We start from the raw sequence: 22128 nt of genomic DNA, 5'->3' as shown, positions 1-22128 counted from the left end.
GGAGTGGGACGGGGGCGGTGTCCGGCGCAGGTAGCGCGCGATGATGGCGTCCGCCGCGGGCTGACCGTCGCGGGTGCGGAAGTCCCGGCCGTCCAGCGCCAGGCCATGGGCCAGCGCCCAGGGGTTGTCGGGCGTGGCGGCCCACTGCCTGCACCGGGAGGCCAGCAGCGAGGACACGTCGGATGGAGGCGCCGCACTCCCGGGGGCCCGCAGCTGGACGGTGGACGGCGCCACCGAGGGCCACGTCACCTCCGCACGCGCGCCAGCCGGGGCGGCGGCGCCCAGTCCCATGGTGAGGCTCACGAGGAGGATGGCAGTCATCGTCATGCGGTGGGCAGCCGGGGGGAGCTTATTCGCTCGGTCGCGCCAGCGACACCCGCGACGTCCTCCGCGCGCCGACCCGAAGCATGGGCCGGCGCGCGTGAGGGTAAAGCTCAGCTCGCCTGGGAGTCGCCGCTGGCCGATTCCGCCTCGGCCGTCAGGCGCGCCAGCATCCGCTCCAGGATGCCGAACACGGCGTCGCGGTCTTCAGGGCTCATCAGGCTCAGCACGCGCCGCAGGCTCGCGTCCATGCCCCGGTCGATGCGGGCGAAGACGCTGTTGCCCTGCTCGGTGAGGCGCACGACGACGGCGCGCCGGTCCTCCACGTCCCGGGTCCGCTCCACCAGACCCATGCTCTCCAGGCGGTCCACCACACCGGTGATGGTCTTCCGGGTGATGCCCACCCGCAGGGCCAGGACGCCGACCTGCACCGGACCGTCGTTCCCCAGCCACGACAGCGCATGCATCTGCGTGGGCGTGAGCTGGAGGTCCTCGCAGATGCCCGCCAGCGGGTTCTTCAGGGAGCGGTAGCGGCTGAACTCAATCAGCAACTCGTGGAGGCGCCGCGACTCGGGCGTGGAGGTTTCGACGTCTTCCTCCATCAGACCGTGGCTCTCCTCGGAGCCACCGTCCTCGGGAGGGTCCTGGCCCTCCGTACCCGGGTCGCCGCGCCGATTCGCGAGCGCGGCCGGTTTGTCATCCGGCCGCCGCATCAGGCCGTCTCCACCCGGGCCGCTGCGGCCACGGAAGGCGATTCAGCGCCGTGCTTCGGACCCACCGCGTGCGGCGTACCGGAGGCCGCGTCCGGACCCTTGCGCCGCTTGAACTTCTCGGTGAGCTGATCCATCAGCGAGTACACCACCGGCACCACGCCCAGGGTGAGGAACGTGGACGTCACCAGACCGCCGATGATGGTGATGGCCATGGGCGCGCGCGTCTCCGCGCCGTCACCCTTGGCGACGGCCACCGGAATCATGCCGGCGATCATCGCGATGGTCGTCATCAGGATGGGACGCAGACGCACGGGAGCGGCCTGGAGCAAGGCTTCCGTCGCCGTCTTGCCTTCCTCACGCAGCTGCAGCGTGAAGTCCACCAGGAGGATGCCGTTCTTCACCACCAGACCCATGAGCATGATGATGCCGATGAGGGCGAACATCGACATGGCCTGACCGGTGACGAGCAGACCGCCAATGGCACCGATGAGGGCGAAGGGCAGCGACATCATGATGGTGAAGGGGTGGACGAAGCTCTCGAACTGCGCCGCGAGAATCATGTAGATGAGGATGATGCCCAGCAGCAGGGCGGAGCCGAAGGCCGCCACGGCCTTGCCCATCTCCTTCGCGTTACCCTCGAAGTCGTAGATGACCGACTTGGGCAGCTCCTTCTCCGCGTACGCGTTGAGGAAGTTGATGCCATCGCTCAGCGCGTAGCCCGAGGCCAGGTTCGCCAGCAGGGTGATCTGCCGCTTCTGCGACTCGCGGTCGATCTGCACCGGACCGTCCGCCGGGGTAATGGTCGCGATGTTGCGCAGCTCCACCAACTGGCCCGTCATGCTGCGCACGGTCAGCTTGCCCAGCGCGTCGGCGGAGGCCAGCGTCTGCGGCGGCAGGGCCACCTTGATTTCGTACGTCTCGCCACCCTCGCGGTAGTCGCCGAACTTGTCGCGGCCCAGGAAGGCACGCAGCGTGGCGCCCAGCGAGGCCGCCGGGACGCCCAGGCTGGCCGCGCGCTCGCGGTCCACCTTGACGTCGTACTGCGGCTTGCCGGAGCGGAACGTCATGTCCACGTCCACCAGGCCCGGATTCTGGCGCATGGCGCCCTGCACCTGCTCGGCGGCCTTCACCACCTCTTCCCAGTTGTCACCGCGGAGGTTGAACTGGATCTGCTGCGTGCGGGCGCCGCCGCCGCCCACGGCCGCGACGTCCTGCACCGTGACGGTGACGCCGCTGCGGGGGGTGATGGCGCCGCGCAGGTACGTCTTCAGTTCGCCCTGGTTGAAGGAGCGGTCCTTCAGCGGCACCAGGTTGATGAGCAGCTCGCCCTTGTGCACTTCCTCCTGCACGCCGCCACCGGCGGTGGCGAAGGTGGAGTCGATGCCGGGCAGGGCGCGGACCTGCGCGTCCAGCGCGTCCAGCTCCGCCTGCGTATCCTGCAGCGTGGAGCCGATGGGCAGCTCCACCGCCAGCTTGATGTTGCCGTTGTCCTGCTCCGGGATGAACGTGAACTTCAGGAAGCTGGCCATGAAGAGGGTGACGAAGAGCACCACCACGGCGATGACCAGGGTGATGGCCCGGTGCCGCAGGATGCTGGCCAGGATGTTCCGGTAGCCCGTCTCCGTGGCGACCAGCACCTTCTCCACCGCCGCGGAGATGCCCGTGGGGTTGCCATGGTGGCTCAGCATGCGCGCCGACAGCATGGGCGTGAGCGTCATGGACACGGCGTAGGAGATGAGCACCGCCACGGCCACCGTGACGCCGAACTGGTAGAAGAACATGCCCATCGTCCCGTCCATGAAGGCCACGGGGATGAACACGGCGACGATGGCGAGCGTCACGGCGAACACCGCGAGCGCGATCTGGCTGGCGCCCTCGAGCGCCGCCTGCATGGGCGTCTTTCCCTCTTCCAGGTGACGGACGATGTTCTCGATGACCACGATGGCGTCGTCGATGAGCAGACCGATGGACAGCGTCAGCGCCAGCATCGTGATGACGTTGAACGTGAAGCCCAGGGCCGCCATGACGGCGAAGGTACCGACGACGGACACCGGCAGCGCGATGGCGGCCACCAGCGTGGAGTTCAGGTTGCGCAGGAACACCAGCACGATGAGCACCGCGAGGAAGCCACCGAGCACCAGGTCGAACTGCACCGCGGCGATGGACGAGCGGATGAACCGCGAGTTGTCCGTCACCAGCTCCGTGCGCACGCCCTCGGGCAGCAGGCTGTTGACCTCTCCCAGGGACTCCTTGATGGACTCGGCCACCTGCACCGTGTTGGAGCCGGACTGCTTGCGCACCACCAGCGCCACGGCGCTGCGGTCACCGCTCTTGGCGCTGGAGCGCGCCTCTTCCGGACCGTCCACCACGTCGGCCACGTCACGCACGCGCACCGGCGCGCCATTGGGGCTGGCGATGATGATGTTGCGCAGCTCGTCCACGCTCTTGGCCTCGGACGTCAGGCGCACCACGCGCTCACGGCCGCTGTCCATGGTGCGGCCACCCGGGACGTCCAGGTTCTGCGCCTGCACGGCCTGGCTCACGTCGCTGACGGCCAGCCCGAAGCCACGCAGCCGCTCCGGATCCACGACGATCTGGATTTCGCGCTCGCGGCCACCGACCACGTCGATGCTGCCCACGCCCGGCTGACGCTGGAGGGCGGGCTTCACGACGTCCTCGGCGACGCGCGTCATCTCTTCAATGGGGAGCGCGCCGGACAGCGACAGCGTCATGATGGGCGCCGCGCCGATGTCGAACTTCTCCACCACCGGCGTCTCGATTTCCGTCGGCAGCTTGCTCAGCGTGGCCTGGACGCGGTCCCGCACGTCCTGCGACGCCACGTCCACCTTGGTGTCCAGGGTGAAGCGGACGACGATCTGGGACACGCTCTCCAGGTTGATGGAGCGCAGCTGCTCCACGCCGTTGAGGGTGTTGAGCGCCTCCTCCAGCGGGTCACTGACGTTCTTCTCCATCGACTCCGGGTCCGCGCCGGGCAGCACCGTGGTGACGGTGACGACGGGGAACTCGACGTCGGGGAACTGGTCCACGCCGATGCGTGGGTAGGCATTGATGCCAAAAACGACCACCGCGAGCATCAGCATCGCGGTGAACACAGGGCGGGTGATGAATGTCTTGAGCATTCAGGAGCTCCGAACTTGAGAGGGGAGGGCAGGCGTCACTGCACTACGCGGACGGCCGTGCCCTCCTTCACGTCCAGGGAGGAGTCGGCGAGCACGCGCTCGTCGGCGCCCAGTCCCTGGAGGATGCGGACGTAACCAGGCAGCACTCGCTCGACGCGCACATCCCGCTTGCGCACCGTGCCGTCCTGCACCACCCACACGAAGCCCTCCTGGCCCCGGGCGCTGACGGCCTGGGTGGGGAGGAAGAGGCCCTTGTCGTCGTCGGCCTGATTCACGGTCGAGAAGTCCAGCTCCACCAGGGCGCCGGGACGCAGCGCCGTGGACGGCTCACCGACCACGTCCGCCAGCACCTCCACCGTGCGGTTGGAGGCGTCCACCACCGCGCCCACGACGGCCACCTGCACGTCGAAGCGCGCGCCGCTGGGGCTCACCGTGCCCTGCGTCTTGCTGCCCACGCGGACCTTGTCCACCACGGACTCGGGGACCTGCGCGCGCACTTCCAGCCCCGTCGTGTCGACGATGCTGAACACGGGCGTGGAGGGCGTCATCGCCACCGAGTCACCGACGTTCTTCGTGCGGGCCGTGATGACGCCGTCGAAGGGGGCGATGATGGAGTGGTCGCGCAGCATCTCCTCCGCAAGCCGCAGCCCGGCGGCGGCCTGGGCGGCCTGGGCGGCGGCCTGCTTCTGGCCAATCACGGCCTGATCCAGCCCCGCGGCGGCCACGCCACCGGACTCCGCCACCTTCCGGGTGCGCTCCAGGGAGGACGTGGCCAGCTCCAGCGCCGCGTCCGCGGCCTGCTTCACCGCGCGCGCCTGCTCCACGCTGATGGCGACGTTGGAGGCGTCCAGCGACGCCAGCACCTGGCCTTTCTTCACCTTGTCGCCCACCCGGACGTTCATCCTGGAGATGGTGCCGGTCGCCTGGGGCCCCAGGACCGCCTCGTTCTTCGAGCGGATCTGCCCCGTCACGCGGGTGACGTCGGCGCTCAACTCCGTGGCCGGAGTGATGGCGCGCACGCCCAATGCCGCGGGACCCGTCTGCTCGGGGAGGGCCGGCTTGTTGCTGGCCTTGCCACAGCCCGTCGTCACCACCGCTGCCACTGCCGCGGCCATCCACATGCGTCGAATCACGGTCGTCCTGCTCCTGCCGGTCACGGGGCGCCTGGCCCCAGGGAGACACTTGCGAGCCGGCTTCTACATGGAAAGTCTGCGGCCCGGAAACTACAGTCTCTGAACTGTCTGTCAAGGGGATACTCCGGAGTGCGGACTATCTTTCCTCCGGCACGTCTAACGGCCGTCCGCCGAGCGGGCAGGGGAAAATGACACGACGCGGTGCATCCGTCCGCTGGCCTGAAGGAGGGGAGCGGTGTGCCGGGGAGGCGGTGCTTGTGGCACCTAGAGGCCCCTGTTATTGATTCAAGAATCAATCCTTTCGCGCCGAGGACACCCCATGCCCCACCCATTCACCGAGGAACACGAGGCCTTCCGCAACACGGTGCGCAGCTTCGTGGAGAAGGAGATGACCCCACACGGCCTCGAGTGGGACCGGGCGGGCATCTTCCCCAAGGAGCTGTTCCGCAAGGCGGGGGACCTGGGCTTCCTGGGCATCAACCACGACCCGAAGTACGGCGGTAGCGGGCTGGACTACTGGTACGTGACGGTGTTCGCGGAGGAGCTGAGCCGCAGCCTCAACGCGGGCGTGAACATGGCGCTGCTGGTGCAGAGCCAGATGGCCACGCCCATCATCAACGAGATTGGAACGGACGAGCAGAAGCGCGAGTTCCTGGAGCCGGCGCTCAAGGGCGAGAAGATCGCCGCGCTGGGCGTGAGCGAGCCGGGGTGCGGTTCGGACGTGGCCAGCATCAAGACGACGGCGCGCCGGGACGGGGATGACTACGTCATCAACGGCTCGAAGATGTGGATCACCAACGGCACGCGGGCGGACTTCATCACCCTGGCGGTACGCACGGGCGAGGCCGGCTACGGCGGCATCTCCCTGGTGACGTTCCCCACGGACGTGAAGGGCTTCGGCGTCTCCAAGAAGCTGGACAAGGTGGGCAACCTGTCCTCGGACACCGCCGTCCTCTACTTCGAGGACTGCCGGATTCCGGCCCGCTACGTGCTGGGCGAGGAGAACGAAGGCTTCTACCACATCATGACCAACTTCCAGGGTGAGCGCCTGGTGGGCGCCATCACCACGGTGGCGGGCATGGAGCGGATGGTGGAGGACTCCATCCGCTACGGCAACGAGCGCGAGGCCTTCGGCCGGCCGCTGATGAAGTTCCAGGTGTGGCGCCACAAGTTCGTGGAGCACCTGACGGCCATCGAAGCGGCCAAGCGCCTGACGTACCACGCGGTGGACCTCTTCGACCGGAAGGAGAACCCGGTGAAGGAGGTCTCCATGGCGAAGCTGTTCGCGGGCGACCTGGCCCAGCGCGTGGCCTACGACTGCCAGCAGTTCTACGGCGGCATGGGCTACGTGGAGGAGACCTCCATCGCCCGCATGTGGCGCGACGTGCGCCTCATCACCATCGGCGGCGGCACCTCCGAGGTGATGAAGGAGATCATCTCGAAAATCTACGGCTTCTAGCGCCGCGCACTCAGGCGCCGTGGCCCAGGCTCATCCCTTCCAGGGGCTTGGGCCCGCTGTCGAGCTCGGCGTGCATGACGGTGTCGTCACGCACGCCCTCCCACTTGGACACCACCAGCGTCGCCACCGTGTTGCCGATGACGTTGGTGATGGCCCGGGCCTCGGACATGAAGCGGTCCACGCCCAGCAGCAGGGCCACGCCTTCCACGGGCACCTTGCCGTTGAGCGCCGCTAGCGTGGCCATCAGCGTGATGAAGCCCGAACCCGTCACGCCCGCCGCGCCCTTCGACGTCAGCAGCAGCACGCCCAGCAAGGTGAGCTCCTCGCCCAGCGAGAGGTCCACGTTCACCGCCTGGGCGATGAAGATGGCCGCCATCGTCAGGTAGATGCACGTCCCGTCCAGGTTGAAGGAGTACCCGGTGGGCAGCACCAGCCCCACGGCGCCCCGGTCGCAGCCCAGCGTCTCCAGCCGCTTGAGCAGCCGGGGCAGCGCGGACTCCGATGACGACGTCCCCAGCACGAGCAACAGCTCGCTGCGCATGTAGCGCAGCAACTTCCACAGCGAGAAGCCGGACAGCCGCGCCACCAGCCCCAGCACCAGGAACACGAAGAGGGCGCAGGTGACGTAGACGGCGATGAGCAGCCGGCCCAGGGAGCTGAGCGATTCGACACCGAACTTGCCCACGGTGAAGGCCATGGCGCCGAAGGCGCCCAGCGGCGCCAGCTTCATGATCATCCCGACGATGCCGAAGAAGACCTGCGCCAGGTCATCCGACAAGTCGAGCACGCGCTGTCCCATGGGCCCCAGGCGGGTGAGCGCCACGCCCGTCAGCACGGCGACGAGCAGCACCTGGAGCAGCTTCCCCTCGGTGAAGGCCGACAGGAAGTCATGCGGGATGATGTCCAGGAGGAAGGGGATGGTGCCCTGCTGTGACGCGGATGCGCGGTACTGGGTGATGCCGGAGGTGTCGATCTGCGCCGGGTCGATGTTCATCCCCGCGCCGGGCTTCAGGGTGTTCACCACCACCATGCCCACGACGAGCGCCAGCGTCGTCAGGACTTCGAAGTAGATGAGCGCCTTGAGGCCGATGCGGCCCACGTGCTTGAGGTCGCCCATCTTCGCGATGCCCGCGACGATGGTGAGGAAGATGACCGGTGCGATGATCATCTTCACCAGTTTGATGAAGCCGTCGCCCAGCGGCTTCATGGACTCCCCCAGGTCCGGCCGCAGCCAGCCGAGGATGATGCCCACCGCGATGGCCAGCAGCACCTGGACGTACAGATTCTTCAACCACCGCATCCGCACCCCTCTCTCGGGAGGCCGCGGACTATAGCGCCCCGGTTCGGCGCTTCGTTGACGCCAGGCGCCGGCGGACCGCGGGGGCTTCGGGTGGCGGGCTGCGTCACTTCTTGCGGAACAGCGCCTCCGCGGCGTTCAGCAGGGCGTCCCGGCTCTCCTTCTCATGGATGCCGCCTTCGCCAATCTGGAACAGCTCACAGAAGTTGGCGCCGTCCTTGTCCTTGGGCACCTCGGCGAAGGGCTCCTTGCACTCCTTCGCCACGCCCAGGTCGAAGTGACGGCAGTTGCGGCACGAACGGATGTCCTCGCCGCAGTGGGGGCAATTGTCACGCCGGCCCACCTGGTTCGCGATGATGTCCAGTGGGTGTCCGCAGTGCGCGCAGCCGGGCATGGCCTCCTCCATGAAACGGGGACGCCATTGTGCCAGCGGGCCGCGCCTGACGGCGAGCGCTCAGCGCTGCGGACTGGGCATCAACGCCTGGACGGGCTCCGGGGTGGCGGTCTCCCGGGCGGTGCCTTCGTGTGCCCCGCTGCCCGTGGCATCGAGCAACTGGTCGTTCAGCCGCTTGAGGAGGAACAGGAGGTACGCGGAGACGGTGGCCAGCGCGGCGAGCAGCACGCCCAGCAGCATCCCGCGCTGCCAGATGTGTGCCTTCTCCAGGATGGCCCGGCGCTCCGCGAACGTCTTCAACTGAGCGTCCGCCGCGGCGCCGTCGAACCGGGCCGCATAGTCCTCCGCCTGGGCGGTGCCGCGCTCCATCAGCCACTGGCCCTGCACCTGGAGGGCGTCCGCGCGGGTGTAGCAGTAGGCGGCCCCCCCAGCCGACAGCAGGGAGATGCACAGCGCCGTCATCACGCTCCGGGTCGTGCCCATCCTACGTCCTCCGGACTGGCCGTTGCACGGGGAGTGACACCCGCGACTGCTCCGGCTTCCCGAAGACAGTAGCGGATGCTAGGGAGCCCCTCTGACATGGGCAAGCCCTACCGTCCTAAAGACCACTATTTCCAGAAGGCCAAGCAAGAGGGCCTGCGGGCACGTTCGGCCTTCAAGGTCGATGAACTCATCAAGCGCTTCCCCATGGTGAAGAAGGGGCACGTCGTGCTCGACCTGGGGGCGGCGCCGGGAGGTTTCCTCCAGATATTGGCGGACGCCGTGGGGCCGAAGGGCCGCGTCATCGGCGTGGACATCGTCGCCATCCGTCCCTTCAGCCAGCCCTTCGTGCAGACGGCGGTGCTGGACGTGCTCGCGGACGACTTCGACGCGAAGCTGACCGAGCTCCACGCCGGCCCCTTCGACGCCGTCATCTCCGACATGGCCCCCAAGACGAGTGGCATCAAGGCCACCGACGAGGCGCGCAGCCTGCGGCTGGCGGGCAAGGCCCTGGAGTTGGCCGCGGCGCGGGGCCGGCCCGGGTCGTCCTTCGTGGCCAAGGTCTTCATGGGCCGGGACTTCGAGGACTTCCGCAACCAGATCCGCGCCCTCTTCGAAGAGGTGAAGGTGGTCCGGCCGGAGGCCACCCGCGGCGCCAGCATGGAGGTCTACCTGGTGGGTCTTCGCCGCCGTGCGCCAGAGGCCCCGGAGGCGAACTGACGTTCATTGTGGAACGTTCGGGTGTCCGGCTGTGTCTAGAGTGCCGACATGCATCGGACCCCCTGGACCCGCGCACCCTTTGTTCGCTTCTGGCTGTTCACCCTGCTGCTGCTGACCTCGCCCGTGCTGGGGCAGGGCAAGGCGCCGCCTTCGTGGAAGGCCATCGAGGGGATGGTCGAAGAGCAGAAGCTGGAGGCCGCCGCCCAGGGCGCCGAGGCCCGGCTGGCGCAGGCGAAGTCCAAGGGCGACGAGGCCGAGTGGACGCGCGCGCTGGTGCGCACGGTGCAACTGCGCACCGACTTGCATGGCTACGAGACGGCGGTGCGCTTCCTGCGCGAGCAGCCCTGGCCCAAGGGCACGTTGCCTCGCGCGACGCTGAACCTCTTCTATGCGAATGCGCTCGTCGCCTATGCGCAGGTCTACGGCTGGGAGGTGCGCCAGCGCGAGTCCGTGGCGTCCTCCGGGCCGGTGGACCTCAAGGCGTGGACCTACGAGGAGATTCTGACCGAGGCCCAGCGGGCCTACGAGGAGGTGTGGAAGCAGCGGCAGCAGCTCGGCGGTGAGCCCCTGAAGGCGTTGTCCGAGTACGTGAAGCCCAACACCTACCCGGAGGGGCTGCGCTCCACGCTGCGGGATGCCGTGTCGTACCTGCGCGTGTCGCTGCTGGCGGACAGCTCGCACTGGCGGCCCGAGCAGGCCCATGAGGTGTACCGGCTGGACCTGGGCGCGCTCCTGGAGGGGACGCCCAAGGTGGCGCTGACGGACCCTGGCGTCCATCCGCTGGTGAAGGTGGCGGCGGTGCTCGGGGACCTGGAGGCGTGGCACCAGTCCGCGGGGCGGCGCGAGTCGGCGCTGGAGGCCCGGTTGCAGCGCTACACGGTGCTGCACCAGCACTTCACGGACGCGGCCGACCGGACCCGCATCCGGCAACACCTGGCCGCCTTGCTGCCCGCGTTCCGCGACGTGCCCTGGTCGACCATGGGACAGGCCCAGCTCGTGGAGATGGAGCGAGTGGCGGACCACGCTGTGCGTGCCCACTCGCTGGCGAAGGCGTGCGCGGCCACCTACCCCCAGTCCACGGGGGCGCAGCGCTGCCGCGTGCTCATGGCCGCCATCGAGGCGCCCGAGTTCAGCATGGGCTCGCTGGCGTCGGACGGGCCGGGCCGCCGCTCCGTCGAGGTCACCCACCGCAACGTGTCCATGCTGCACTTCCGTGCGTACTCCGTGGACCTGGAGAAGCGGCTGGCCCAGGTGGATGACTACAACCTCATGCCGGACAGCGCGCCGTTGAAGTCCCTGGTGAAGGGCCAGCGTCCGGTGGCCACCTGGAGCGTGCCGCTGCCGAAGACGGAGGACTTCCGGGAGCACCGCACCTTCGTCACGCCGCCGCTCACGGCCCGGGGGACGTACGTCATCATGGCCTCCGCCCACGAGGACTTCCGCGCGACGAACAACCGCATCGTCGCGGTGTACCTGACGGTGACGCCCTGGGTCATCGTCACGCGGCCCTCGAACGGGGACCGGTTGGAGGTGCGGCTGGTGGACGGCGACACCGGCGAGCCCGTGCCGAAGGTTCCCCTGCGTCTCATCCGCGTCGACTACACGCAGGGCTTCAAGGAGGCGGCGCGCATCCTCTCGGACGCGGACGGCGCGGCCACCTTCGACTCGGTCCCGGGCGATGGCTACCGCAGCTACGTCCTGGTGGCCGGCGTCGGACGGAACGCGCTGCTGCACCCGGGCCAGGTGCCGTTCTACAAGCGCCATCAGCCCGGGGAGGTCCAATCGGCGCTCGTCTTCACCGATCGCGCGGTGTACCGGCCCCAGCAGAAGGTGCTGTGGAAGACGGTGGCCTTCAGCGGCCGGGGCGAGCAGGCGCGCTACCAGACGCTGGCGGACCGCCCGCTCCAGGTGACGCTGTTCGACCCGAACCACGAGGTGGTGGAGTCCCGGGAGGTCCGCACCAACGACTTCGGCTCCGCCGCGGGCGAGTTCACGATTCCCACCGGCCGGATGCTGGGGGCGTGGTCCGTGACTGTGAGCGCGGGGGGCCGCGCGACGATTCGCGTGGAGGAGTACAAGCGGCCCACCTTCGAAGTGACGCTGAAGGACGCGAAGGCGCAGCTGCGCCTCAACCGGCCCGCGACGTTCCAGGGCGAGGCCCGCTACTACTTCGGCATGCCGGTGACGTCCGGCTCCGTGCGGTGGCGTGCGTACCGCGAGCCGGTGCTGCCCTGGTGGTGGTGGGGCCCGCCGTCCGGGCCCTCGCAGCGGCAGGTGGTGGCGACGGGCACGTCGCCGCTGGGGGCGGACGGAGGCTTCACCATCGGCTTCACCCCCGAGGCGGATGAGCGGTCCGCGGCCACCCCGGGGCTGACGTGGAACTACCGCATCGAGGCGGACGCGACGGACGAGGGCGGTGAGACGCGCTCGGCCAGCCGGGCCTTCCGGCTGGGCTTCGTCGCCGTGGAGGCGCGCGTGGACCTGGACACGGGGTTCCTCCGCGAGGGCGCCGCGGCCGAGGTTCGGCTGACGCGCTCCACGCTGGATGGCGCGCCGCAGCCGGGGCCGGGCAAGTGGCGGCTGGTGGCGCTGAATCAGCCCGCGCAGCCCCTGCTGCCCGCGGACGAGCCCGCCGGCCTGCCGGAGTACAAGGACCCCGAGGCGGTATTCACGCCCACGCCTGGAGACAATCTGCGTCCTCGGTGGTTCGGCGCGTATTCGCCGGAGTCCTCCATTCGCGGCTGGACGGATGGGGCCGAACAGGCAACCGGCTCGGTGCAGCACGACGCCGAAGGCCTGGCCGTGCTGAAGCTGCCGTCGCTCAAGGCGGGCGCGTACCGGCTCCACTACGAGACGACGGACGCCTTCGGTCAGAAGTACACCGTGGGGCGCGAGCTGGTGGTGGCCGGGAAGACGACGCCCCTCGCGGTGCCCGCGATGCTGGTGGCTGAGCGGGAGACGGCGCGGGTGGGGGAGGTGGCGCGGTTGATGGCCGTCTCGGGGTTCAAGGGACAGCCGCTGCTGCTCGACATCTACCAGGGCGAGCGGCTCATCTCCCGGCGCAAGCTCACCGCGGGCCAGTCTTCCGGAGTCGTGGAGGTGCCGGTGACGGCGGAGCTGCGCGGCGGCTTCACCGTGGCGCTGTCCACGGTGCGTGACTACCAGTTCCTGTTCTTCTCGAAGTCCATCTTCGTGCCCTGGGACGACAAGGAGCTGCAGCTGGAGTTCGCCACCTTCCGCGACACCCTGCGCCCGGGCGCGAAGGAGACCTGGCGCGTGACGGTGAAGGGGCCGAAGGGCGCGAAGGTGGAGGCGGGCACCGCCGAGCTGCTCGCGTACATGTATGACCAGTCACTGGACCTGTTCGCGAAGCAGACGCCGCCCAGCGTGGCGTCGCTGTATCCCCAGCGGCACGCCCACGTGGACATGCTGCCGTCGGCGAGCATGGGTGACACCCGGTGGGTGGTGAACGCGCGATATGGCGACGTGCCGGGCTGGACACCGCCTGCGCCTGACGCCTTGCTCTTCGGGAATGGCTTCGAGGTGGGCGGCCCGGGTCGGCGGCGGATGCGGCAGATGGTTCGCGGTGGAATGGGCGGCGTGCGGGAGGGCGCCGCGCCAAGGGCCGCCATGCCCACGGCATCGGCTCCGGGTGCGCCGCCGCCCCCGCCGCCTGCCGAGGCGCCTGCCCGGGCCGAGGCGAAGATGCAGGCGGACAAGGAAGAACGCTTTGGCAGCGGAGGCGCGACTCCGGACGCGCCGCAGCCGCTGCGCTCCAACTTCGCGGAGACCGCGTTCTGGGCGCCCCAGGTGCTCACCGGGGCGGATGGCTCGGCGACGCTGGAGTTCACCGTGCCGGATTCGGTGACGGCGTGGAGCGTCTGGGTGCACGCCGTCACGCGTGACTTGAAGGGTGGCTCGCTCCAGCGCACCTCGCGGAGCGTCAAGGAGCTGATGGTGCGCCCCTATGTGCCGCGCTTCCTGCGCGAGGGCGACCGCGCGGTGTTGGAGGTGATGGTGAACAACGCGGCGTCGCGCCCGATGCAGGGCACGCTCACGTTGGACATCCAGGACCTGGAGCTGCAGAAGAGCGTGCTGTCGGACTTCGGCGTCCAGAAGGCGTCGCAGTCCTTCCGCGTGGAGGCAGGGAAGGGGACGCGCCTGCGCTTCCCGCTCACCACGCCCACGCGGGTGGGGCCCGTTGCCTTCCGGGTGGTGGCGCGCTCGGAGAACCACAGTGATGGTGAGCTGCGCCCGCTGCCGGTGTTGCCGGGCCGGATGCACCTGGCGCAGTCGCGCTTCGTGACGCTGAAGGGCAAGGACTCCAAGACGATGCAGTTCGAGGACCTGCGCGCGGGCGGCGACCCGACGCGGGTGAACGAGCAGCTGGTCGTCACGGTGGACACGCAGCTGTTCTATTCGGCGCTCCAGGCGCTGCCGTACCTGGTGGACTACCCCTACGAGTGCACGGAGCAGACGCTCAACCGCTTCGTGTCGACGGGCATCCTGTCCAGCCTGTACGGGCAGTACCCATCGGTGGCGCGGATGGCCAAACAGCTGAGCGAGCGCCCCACCCAGTTGGAGACGTGGGACGCGGTGGACCCCAACCGGAAGATGGCGCTGGAGGAGACGCCCTGGCTGGAGATGGCGAAGGGCGGCGCCGGGCCGGAGGCCGGTCTGGTGAAGGTGTTGGACCCGAAGGTCGCCGCCGCCGAGCGCACGTCCGCGCTGGCGAAGCTCCGCAAGGCGCAGACGTCCAGCGGCGGCTTCCCCTGGTGGGCGGGGGGGCCTCCGTCGCCGTACATGACGCTCTACATCGTGCATGGCCTCTCCCGCGCGATGGAGTTCGGCGTGGAAGTCCCGCCGGAAATCACCCGGGGCGCCTGGGGCTACCTGGCGCGGCACTTCCGCGAGGAGTACGCGACGAAGCTGATGAAGGAGGAGCGCGGCTGGGAGTTCCTCACGTTCCTCAACTACACGGCCTCCGCGTATCCGAACGTGAGCTACACCGGTGATGCCCTCACCGAGGCGGAGCGGGCGCGCATGCTCGCATTCAGCTACAAGCACTGGAAGAAGCACTCGCCCTACCTCAAGGGCTACCTGGCGCTGACGCTGAAGCGCGCGGGGCGCGGCGCGGACGCCAACCGCGTCTGGGAGAGCGTCATGGACTCGGCGAAGACGAGTCCCGAGCTGGGCACCTACTGGGCGCAGGAGGACCGCAGCTGGCTCTGGTACAACGACACCACGGAGACGCACGCCTTCGCGCTGCGCACGCTGACGGAGCTCAATCCGAAGGACGCGCGCCGCGAGGGCCTGGTCCAGTGGCTGCTGCTGAACAAGAAGCTCAACCACTGGAAGTCCACTCGCGCCACGGCGGAGTCGGTGTACGCGCTGGTGAAGTACCTCCAGGCCGAAGGCGCGCTGGGCGTGCGCGAGGACGCCCAGGTGACGGTGGGCCCGCGCGTGGTGCGCATGTCCTTCGCCCCAGACGAGTACACGGGCAAGAAGAACCAGGTCGTCGTGCCCGGGCCGGAGTTGAACCCGGCGACGATGAGCTCGGTGGTGGTGGAGAAGACGACGCCGGGCTTCGCCTTCGCATCCGCGACGTGGCACTTCTCCACGGAGAAGCTGCCGGACAGCGACCGAGGGGACTTCTTCCAGGTGTCGCGGCGCTACTTCCTGCGTGAGCGGCAGGGGAAGGACGCCAGGCTCGTGCCGCTGGCCGAGGGCGCCGTGGTGCTCCCCGGAGACGAAGTGGAGGTGCAGCTCTCCCTGCGCGCGAAGCACGCGGCGGAGTACGTGCACCTGAGAGATCCGCGCGCCGCGGGCCTGGAGCCTGAGAACGTGCAGTCCCGCCACCGATGGGACTTGGGCATCGTCTGGTACGAGGAGACGCGGGACTCCGGCACCAACTTCTTCTTCGAGCAGTTGCCCGCGGGTGAGTACACCTTCAAGTACCGGCTGCGCGCCAACATGGCCGGCCAGTTCAAGGTGGGCCCCGCCACGGTGCAGTCCATGTACGCGCCGGAGTTCACCGCGTACTCGGCCGGCGCGGTGCTCACGGTGGGCGCGGCGAAGTAGCGCGGTCCACCCCGGGGAGTGGGCCCTTCAGCCCGGGCTCATTCCCCGCAGGTGGCCTTGTCATCCGTGGGATGCAGGGTGGCGATGCCGTAGGTGCCATTGCGCGTGCCGCACCAGATGCGCCAGTTCGTCCCGCCCAGGTCCGGCGCCGAGTACACGCCGCCTTCCTTCTTGGCCCCGCCGCGCGCGCAGCACCGGGCGAAGGCGCGCGTGCCAATGGACATCAGGCCCACCGCGTCCGGCGCGCGTGAGAAGCCGCCGACGCGCTTCTCACCGCAGGACCAGGGCGCCACGCCCTTGAAGCGGATGAGGTAGGCGTCACCCTTCAAGGCCGCGGCGCCGCGCACCGGGCCCTGGTAGCAGAGGCGGCCCTCCGCCTCGAGCTGGGCATAACGCGGCAGGAAGTGCAGGCCGCCAATGGGGCCTCGCTGCCAGTCGTCGCCGCAGAAGACGTGCGTGAAGGCGTTGCGAGGCCCGGTGCTGACCCAGAGGCCCGTGAGCCAGTCGATGTTGGCCTGCCGCGCGCCGGGCCGGCCCGCCACGGACAGGGCCCGCTGGAGGCGCGGGTCGTCGTAGTGGCGCGAGAGGAAGCGCCGCACGTCGCCTTCACTCACGCTGACGTCGGGGCGCGCGGGGCACAAGTCCAACACCTCGCGGTCCATGGCGGACAAGGGCGGCGGCTTCGCGAACAGGGGCGCGCTGTCACACGTCGTCGCGCAGCCGGTGGCCGGCTTCCAGCTCGCGGAGCCGGCCAGCTCCTCGTCACCGTCGTTGTCAGCGTCACGCGCGGCCACGCGGCCCGCGGGGCCCCGCATCGTCACCTGCCGCGCCGAGTGGGCCCGGTCCGCGGCCACCAGGGCCGCCGCGGTTGGAGCGGCCGGCGCGGTGGACTCCGGCGCGCCTTCACACAGCACCCAGCCTTCGGCGGACGCGCCGCTCAGCTTGCACCAGGCGCGGTTGGGGCCGCCCTTCTTCAGCAGGGGGTAGGGCTTTCCGGCCTCCACCGTGAAGACGACCTTGCGGGACTCGGGCTGCTCGAGGGCGTCCACCGTGACGTCGGACACGAAGACGCCGCGGCCCGCGAGGGCGGGCAGCGAGGCACCCAGCAACAGGGCGAGACAGGGGAGGGAAAGACGCATGGCGCACGGGAGTCTACAGCAGTCCCCGCCGTGCCCCTCAGAGGAGGGGCAGGGGGGCATGTCCTGCGCCTGCGACGGCCGTCACCGGCCGGAGATTCAACCGAGCTTCACGCGGGCTGCCTTCAGCTTGCCCACCTGCACCGTGTACTCGCCGGCGCCCAGCTCCGCCTTGACGTCCTGCACCTTCTCGCCGTTGACGCGCACGCCGCCCTGCGCCATCAGCTTGCGCGCCTCGGTGGCGGACGCGACCAGCTTCGACTCCGGCAGCAGCTTCGTCACCGGCAGCTTCTCCGCGCCGCCCAGGGACACCTCCACCAGGGGCAGCTCGTCCGTGGACAGCTCCTTCTTCGCGAAGCGCTTCTCGAAGTCCTCGGCGGCCTTCTTCCCGGCCGCCTCGCCCTGGAAGCGCGCCGTCATCTCCTGCGCGAAGCCGACCTTCACCACCTTGGGGTGCAGCGCGCCGGACTCCACCTGGGCGCGCATCTCCGCCAGCTCCGCCCGCGTCTTCGCGGAGAGCAGCTCGTAGTACCGCCACATCAGGTCGTCGGTGATGCTCATCAACTTGCCGAAGATGGTGTCCGCCGGCTCGTCGATGCCCACGTAGTTGTCCAGGCTCTTGGACATCTTGTCGCCGACAATCTTCCCGTCGACCGCCTTCGCGTTCAGGCCCTCCAGGATGGGGCCCGTCATGATGACCTGGGGCGCCATGCCCTCTTCCTTCATCAACTGGCGGCCCACCAGCAGGTTGAAGAGCTGGTCCGTCGCGCCCAGCTCCACGTCCGCCTTGAGCACCACCGAGTCGTAGCCCTGCAGGAGCGGGTAGAGGAACTCGTGGATGGAGATGGAGACCTCGCTGCGGAAGCGCTTCTTGAAGTCGTCGCGCTCCAGCATGCGCTGCACGGAGTAGCGCGAGGCCAGGCGGATCATCCCTTCGGTCCCCAGCGAGTCCAGCCAGCTGGAGTTGAAGCGCACCTGCGTCTTGGACTCGTCCAGCACCTTGAAGACCTGCTTCTTGTAGGTCTCCGCGTTGGCCTTCACCTCGTCGCGCGTGAGCGCCGGGCGCGTGGCGTTGCGGCCCGTCGGGTCGCCAATCAACCCGGTGAAGTCACCGATGAGGAACACCACCGTGTGGCCGAACTCCTGGAAGCGCCGCATGCGCGTGAGCAGCAGCGAGTGGCCCAGGTGCAGGTCCGGCCGGCTCGGGTCGAAGCCCGCCTTGATGACCAGCGGCTTGCCCGTGTCATACGAGTACTGAAGCTTCTTCTTCAGGTCCTCGGGCACGTGGAGGTCCACCGTGCCACGGGTCACTTCTTCGAACTGCTCCTCGGGGGTCGCCTTGCGCAGCGCGTCCGGATTCATGGCGCCGCAAGCTACCCGAAGTGCGCCAGCCGTGGACGCACTTCCTCCACCGGGTTTCAGGTGCCTGGCAGGTGCTCACGCACGCGGTGGATGCTCCGGCCCCGTCCGGTGGCGTCGTCGATGTCCACCACCACGCCTTGCAGGTAGACGAGCCGCTCCGCCACCTCATAGGGCGCTGGCTTGCCCAGGAAGCGCGCCAGCGAGGACTCCTTCTTCATGCCGATGACGGAGTCCAGCGGCCCGCACATGCCGACATCCGTGATGAAGGCCGTGCCACCAGGGAGGATGCGCTCATCCGCCGTCTGCACGTGCGTGTGCGTCCCCACCACCACGGACACCCGCCCATCCAGGTGGACGCCCATGGCGTTCTTCTCACTGGACGCCTCGCAGTGCATGTCCACCAGGATGCAGGGCGTCTGCTGGCGCAGCTCCTCCACCAGCCCTTCCACCACCTCGAAGGGGCTGGCCTCGGTGCGCATGAAGACGCGCCCCTCCAGGTTGATGACGCCCAGCGCGCGCCCGTCCGGCAGCTTTACCAGGCCGTGGCCCTTGCCCGGCGTGCCCTTGGGGTAGTTGGCCGGACGCAGGAGCAGGTCCGGATGCTCCTTCACCCAGGGGAGGATGGCCTTCTTGGAGTAGAAATGATTACCGCTCGTCAGCAGCTGGACGCCGCTGTCGAGCAGGTAGTGGGCCGTCTCTGAAGTGATGCCCGAGCCCTGGTCGCTGTTCTCCGCGTTGGCGACCACCACGTCCACGCCGTGCTGCGCGCGGACCCTCGGAAGGAGCGTGCGGACCGCCTGGAGACCCGGGCGGCCCACCACGTCCCCCATGAAGAGGACTTTCACGTATCGAGGAAGTCCCAGTCGCGGTACAGGCCGCGCAGGGACTCAGACTCCGTTACGACCAGGTCCATGTCGACGTCATCCCCGGTCGTGGGCAGCACGGGGACGACCTGGTCATTGAAGGCCAGGCCCACCCGACGACTGCGCTGACTGGCCGCGCGGAGGGTGGCGTCGTAGTAACCGCCCCCGCGCCCCAGCCGCTTGCCTTCCCGGGTGAAGCCCAGGCCCGGCACCACGAAGAGGTCAATCTGGTCCACCGCGATGAGGTCCGCGGAGTTGGTGGGCTCACGCACCCCCAAACGTCCCGGTTCCAGCTCGCTTTCCGACTTGATGGCACGGAACGAAAGAATCCGCCCGTGAACATGTGAGAGCGGGTAGCAGACAATCTTGCCGTCCTGCAACGCCGCAATCAGGATATCCCGGGTTGGCACTTCTCCCCGAATGGGGGCGTACAACGCCACCGTGCGCGCCTTCTGATAATACGGTGCCGCCAGAAACCGAGACTGAACCTTGAGCCCCCGCGTATCGATGAGGTCCGGCGTCATCGCCTTCCGGCGCGCCGTGAGCTCCTCTCGCAGGGTCTGCTTCCTCGCCGCCGCCTCTTCCACCACCGTCTCGCTCACCGACGCCGCTCCAAAGAAAAAGTCCCCCGCAGCATGGCCGTGTGCCCGGCGTCCATTGAACCCTCAAAAGCCAGGTGGGGACCGAAGTCATGCCTCCGCAGGCTTCCCTCATCCCCCGTGAGGAGGGAGGGCTTGCACATGGAGACCGAAACGGACCCCGGAATGGACGTATCGGTTCGAATTTCTGCCGAGCATCACGCGCCCCGCAGGGGACAGCCCTTGAACAAAGCTACAGTGCTCCCAAATCCTCGAATCTATTGGGAATTCCCGCCAGAGTCTTTGGAAATGATAAGGACGGGGGGCGGCGGGGTCAAGGCATCCTCGCGCGTTTACAAGGCAGGCGCGGGACCTCTATGATGGAAAGAGCCCGAATCCACCCACATATGCCGCCCTCGCTATTGAACAAGGGTCTTGCGACGGTTCTTTCCGTTGCCTCCGGCCTCGCGTGGGCGGGACCGCCCACGGTGTCGAGCTCCTATCAAGGTGACTCCTATGGCGTGGTGTCCATGCGCATGCAGGGAGACCAGCTGGTGGGGGTCGCGACTGGCGGACCCTGCGGATTCGAACCCGATACGGAGGTGCTCTCTGGCGAGTTTCAGGACAACGTCCTGGTGGGCCAGGTGTTGCTCTGTCAGTTGGGGCCCCACTGTGAGCCGCGGGTGAATCAGCCCGCGCTGGTCGTGTTCAACCCGGACGATGGGGTGATGACGGCCCTGTTCCGGCTGAAGGACGGTTGCCGCTCGCCGGTGTTGAAGAACGACTCCCTCCTGCTCCTGCGGCCGTTGTCCCGGGACGCGGAAGCGGTGGCGCCGGGGCGCGCGGCTTCAGCGACCACGGCCGTGGCCGCCTCGTCCACGGCGGACGGCGCCAACTCGTCCGCGGCGCAGGTGGCCGCGGGACTGGGCCGGCAGGGCGAGGTGTCACCCTTGGAGGAGGGGCAGCGTCAACTGGCCGCGGGCAACGCGGGCGTGGCGCAGCGCCACTTCGAGCTGGCCCTGTCGAAGGACCCCCGCAGCGCCGCCGCGGTGGTGGGCCTGGGGGCCAGCCAGTTGATGCTCAATGACGTGAGCCGCGCGGTGAAGACGCTGGAGGCGGGCAGGGCGTTGGGGCGCGCGGACGTCCACCTGTGGCTGGCCTATGCGTATCAGCGCGAAGGCAACCGCAACCGCTCGCGCGAGTCGCTGCGCAAGGCCTTCGAGCAGGGCTGGGTGCCCGCGGGCCGCGCGGCGGAAGCGGTGGCGGAGCAGGCACTGCGCGAGGACATCAAGGACATCGAAACGTTCATGCAACAGCAGCGGACCCGGAAGCGGGTTCCCGTCCGCCCGTCGGCGGGGGTTGGAAACACCACGCCGTGAGCCAGCCGACTTCCCCGCAGAAGACCACGCGGGTCTTCGGCAACTACGAAGTCCTCTCCGTGCTGGGCAAGGGCGGGATGGCGGAGGTGTACCGGGCCCGGGTGTTGTCCGGCCCGCGCGAGGGCTGGACGGTGGCGCTCAAGCGCCTGTTGCCCGCGCTGACGCGGGACCCGGAGTCCGTGTCGCTGTTCGCCCGCGAGGCGCAGCTGTCCAAGCAGCTCCACCACCCCAACATCGTCACGGTGCTGGATGCCGGCGCGCTGGAGGGCATCTACTTCATCGTGATGGAGCTGGTGGACGGCCGCGACCTGGGGCAGATCCTCCGGCGCTGCAAGGTGCGCGGGATTCCACTGCCGCTCGACTTCGCGGTGTACCTGGGCAAGGTGCTGCTGGAGGCGCTCGCGTACGCGCACTCCGCCACGGGGCCCCAGGGCGAGCGGCTGGGCATCGTCCACTGCGACGTGTCGCCGTCCAACCTCTTCATCTCCCGCGTGGGCGAAATCAAGCTGGGCGACTTCGGCGTGTCGCGCGTGCTGGTGGACGGCAAGCTCCAGGGTGGCGAAGTGCTGGGCAAGCCCTACTACCTGTCCCCCGAATCGCTGCTCGGCGAGGTGAACCCGGAGGCCGACCTGTGGGCCGCCACGGTGGTGCTCTACGAGCTGCTGACGCTGGAGCGCCCCTTCACCGGCACGACGCCGGACGCCGTGTTCAACGCCATCCGCGCCCGGCAGTACCGGCCCCTGCGGGAGCTGCGGCCCGACATCCCGGAGGCGCTGGAGGCCGTGGTGGCCCGGGCCTTCGCGGAGCGTCCCGAGGACCGCTTCCCGACAGCGGAGGAGTTCGCCCAGGCGCTGACGCCCCACTACGACGAACGCGTGGGCACGCCGCTGGCCATCGCCGCCGTGGTGCGTGGTCTCTTCGGCGCCAGCGACGAGGTGCCCGCCGCGCCGTCGCCCAGCGGGACGCCGCCGACGCCGGGCTCGCGCGCGGGGTAGGGGAACGGGCACCCTGTTGTCCGCTCCACCGTTCCTGCCCACCTTCCAGGACGATGACGACCTTTCCTTCCGCCGCG

Annotated in this window: 15 protein-coding genes, 1 other RNA gene and 1 pseudogene; 5 read left to right on the top strand and 12 right to left on the bottom strand. The window is 69.0% G+C overall.

Annotation, left to right across the window (positions count from 1 at the left end; genetic code table 11):
• The 4 genes and pseudogenes from FL344_RS29410 to FL344_RS29395 all read right to left on the bottom strand — a co-directional run.
• Positions 1-327 (bottom strand): annotated as a pseudogene (locus FL344_RS29410) (hypothetical protein); the annotation flags it as partial.
• Positions 328-434: 107 nt separating this feature from the next.
• Positions 435-1034, bottom strand: coding sequence for a MarR family winged helix-turn-helix transcriptional regulator (locus tag FL344_RS29405; RefSeq protein WP_141593299.1), 600 nt, complete (start codon positions 1032-1034; stop codon positions 435-437).
• Positions 1034-4174, bottom strand: a complete 3141-nt coding sequence (locus FL344_RS29400; protein ID WP_141620876.1) for an efflux RND transporter permease subunit — start codon at positions 4172-4174, stop codon at positions 1034-1036. The genes FL344_RS29405 and FL344_RS29400 overlap by 1 nt, the downstream gene beginning before the upstream one ends.
• Before the next feature lie 35 nt (positions 4175-4209).
• Positions 4210-5331 (bottom strand): efflux RND transporter periplasmic adaptor subunit, encoded by a 1122-nt coding sequence (locus FL344_RS29395; RefSeq protein WP_090492833.1) that lies wholly within the window; start codon positions 5329-5331, stop codon positions 4210-4212.
• Positions 5332-5626: 295 nt separating this feature from the next.
• On the opposite strand from FL344_RS29395, the gene FL344_RS29390 reads away from it, so the two are divergent.
• Positions 5627-6766, top strand: a complete 1140-nt coding sequence (locus FL344_RS29390; protein ID WP_011553025.1) for an acyl-CoA dehydrogenase family protein — start codon at positions 5627-5629, stop codon at positions 6764-6766.
• A 10-nt stretch (positions 6767-6776) separates the two neighbouring features.
• On the opposite strand, the gene dctA is transcribed toward FL344_RS29390, so the two are convergent.
• The 3 genes from dctA to FL344_RS29375 form a co-directional block, all read right to left on the bottom strand.
• A complete protein-coding gene (gene dctA, locus FL344_RS29385; protein ID WP_194863301.1) occupies positions 6777-8066 on the bottom strand; it encodes a C4-dicarboxylate transporter DctA in 1290 nt (429 codons plus the stop codon).
• Between the two features lie 103 nt (positions 8067-8169).
• Complete coding sequence (locus tag FL344_RS29380) at positions 8170-8457, bottom strand: hypothetical protein (RefSeq protein ID WP_141620874.1); 288 nt, start codon at positions 8455-8457, stop codon at positions 8170-8172.
• Between the two features lie 60 nt (positions 8458-8517).
• Positions 8518-8940, bottom strand: coding sequence for a hypothetical protein (locus tag FL344_RS29375; protein ID WP_141620873.1), 423 nt, complete (start codon positions 8938-8940; stop codon positions 8518-8520).
• A 75-nt stretch (positions 8941-9015) separates the two neighbouring features.
• On the opposite strand from FL344_RS29375, the gene FL344_RS29370 reads away from it, so the two are divergent.
• Both FL344_RS29370 and FL344_RS29365 read left to right on the top strand, forming a co-directional pair.
• On the top strand, positions 9016-9657 hold the full coding sequence (locus FL344_RS29370; RefSeq protein WP_090492839.1) for an RlmE family RNA methyltransferase: 642 nt from the start codon (positions 9016-9018) through the stop codon (positions 9655-9657).
• 48 nt (positions 9658-9705) lie between these two features.
• A complete protein-coding gene (locus FL344_RS29365; RefSeq protein ID WP_141620872.1) occupies positions 9706-15738 on the top strand; it encodes an alpha-2-macroglobulin in 6033 nt (2010 codons plus the stop codon).
• Positions 15739-15776: 38 nt separating this feature from the next.
• Here FL344_RS29365 and FL344_RS29360 read toward each other — a convergent pair whose 3' ends face one another.
• The 5 genes from FL344_RS29360 to ssrS all read right to left on the bottom strand — a co-directional run bounded on the left by FL344_RS29360 (position 15777) and on the right by ssrS (position 19916).
• The gene (locus FL344_RS29360; RefSeq protein WP_228565470.1) at positions 15777-16877 is read right to left on the bottom strand and encodes a hypothetical protein; all 1101 of its coding nucleotides are present in this window, start codon (positions 16875-16877) and stop codon (positions 15777-15779) included.
• A gap of 96 nt (positions 16878-16973) precedes the next feature.
• Complete coding sequence (gene tyrS, locus FL344_RS29355) at positions 16974-18236, bottom strand: tyrosine--tRNA ligase (protein WP_141620870.1); 1263 nt, start codon at positions 18234-18236, stop codon at positions 16974-16976.
• 56 nt (positions 18237-18292) lie between these two features.
• Positions 18293-19081 carry a TIGR00282 family metallophosphoesterase gene (locus tag FL344_RS29350; protein ID WP_141593306.1) on the bottom strand — a complete coding sequence of 263 codons (789 nt, stop codon included), beginning with the start codon at positions 19079-19081 and terminating at the stop codon, positions 18293-18295.
• On the bottom strand, positions 19078-19701 hold the full coding sequence (locus tag FL344_RS29345) for a 5-formyltetrahydrofolate cyclo-ligase (RefSeq protein WP_002639727.1): 624 nt from the start codon (positions 19699-19701) through the stop codon (positions 19078-19080). Before FL344_RS29345 ends, FL344_RS29350 begins: the two co-directional genes overlap by 4 nt.
• 19 nt (positions 19702-19720) lie before the next feature.
• Positions 19721-19916: non-coding RNA, 6S RNA (gene ssrS, locus FL344_RS29340), on the bottom strand.
• Between the two features lie 249 nt (positions 19917-20165).
• On the opposite strand from ssrS, the gene FL344_RS29335 reads away from it, so the two are divergent.
• Both FL344_RS29335 and FL344_RS29330 read left to right on the top strand, forming a co-directional pair.
• On the top strand, positions 20166-21056 hold the full coding sequence (locus FL344_RS29335; RefSeq protein ID WP_228565469.1) for a lipopolysaccharide assembly protein LapB: 891 nt from the start codon (positions 20166-20168) through the stop codon (positions 21054-21056).
• Positions 21053-22051, top strand: a complete 999-nt coding sequence (locus FL344_RS29330) for a serine/threonine-protein kinase (protein ID WP_090492852.1) — start codon at positions 21053-21055, stop codon at positions 22049-22051. Before FL344_RS29335 ends, FL344_RS29330 begins: the two co-directional genes overlap by 4 nt.
• Positions 22052-22128 lie beyond the last annotated feature (77 nt).

Origin of the sequence: Myxococcus sp. AB036A, assembly GCF_006547355.1 — a bacterium.
GTDB classification, from domain to species: domain Bacteria; phylum Myxococcota; class Myxococcia; order Myxococcales; family Myxococcaceae; genus Myxococcus; species Myxococcus virescens.
The sequence above is the reverse complement of the archived record's forward strand: the minus strand, read 5'-3'. Positions and strand labels throughout refer to the sequence as shown.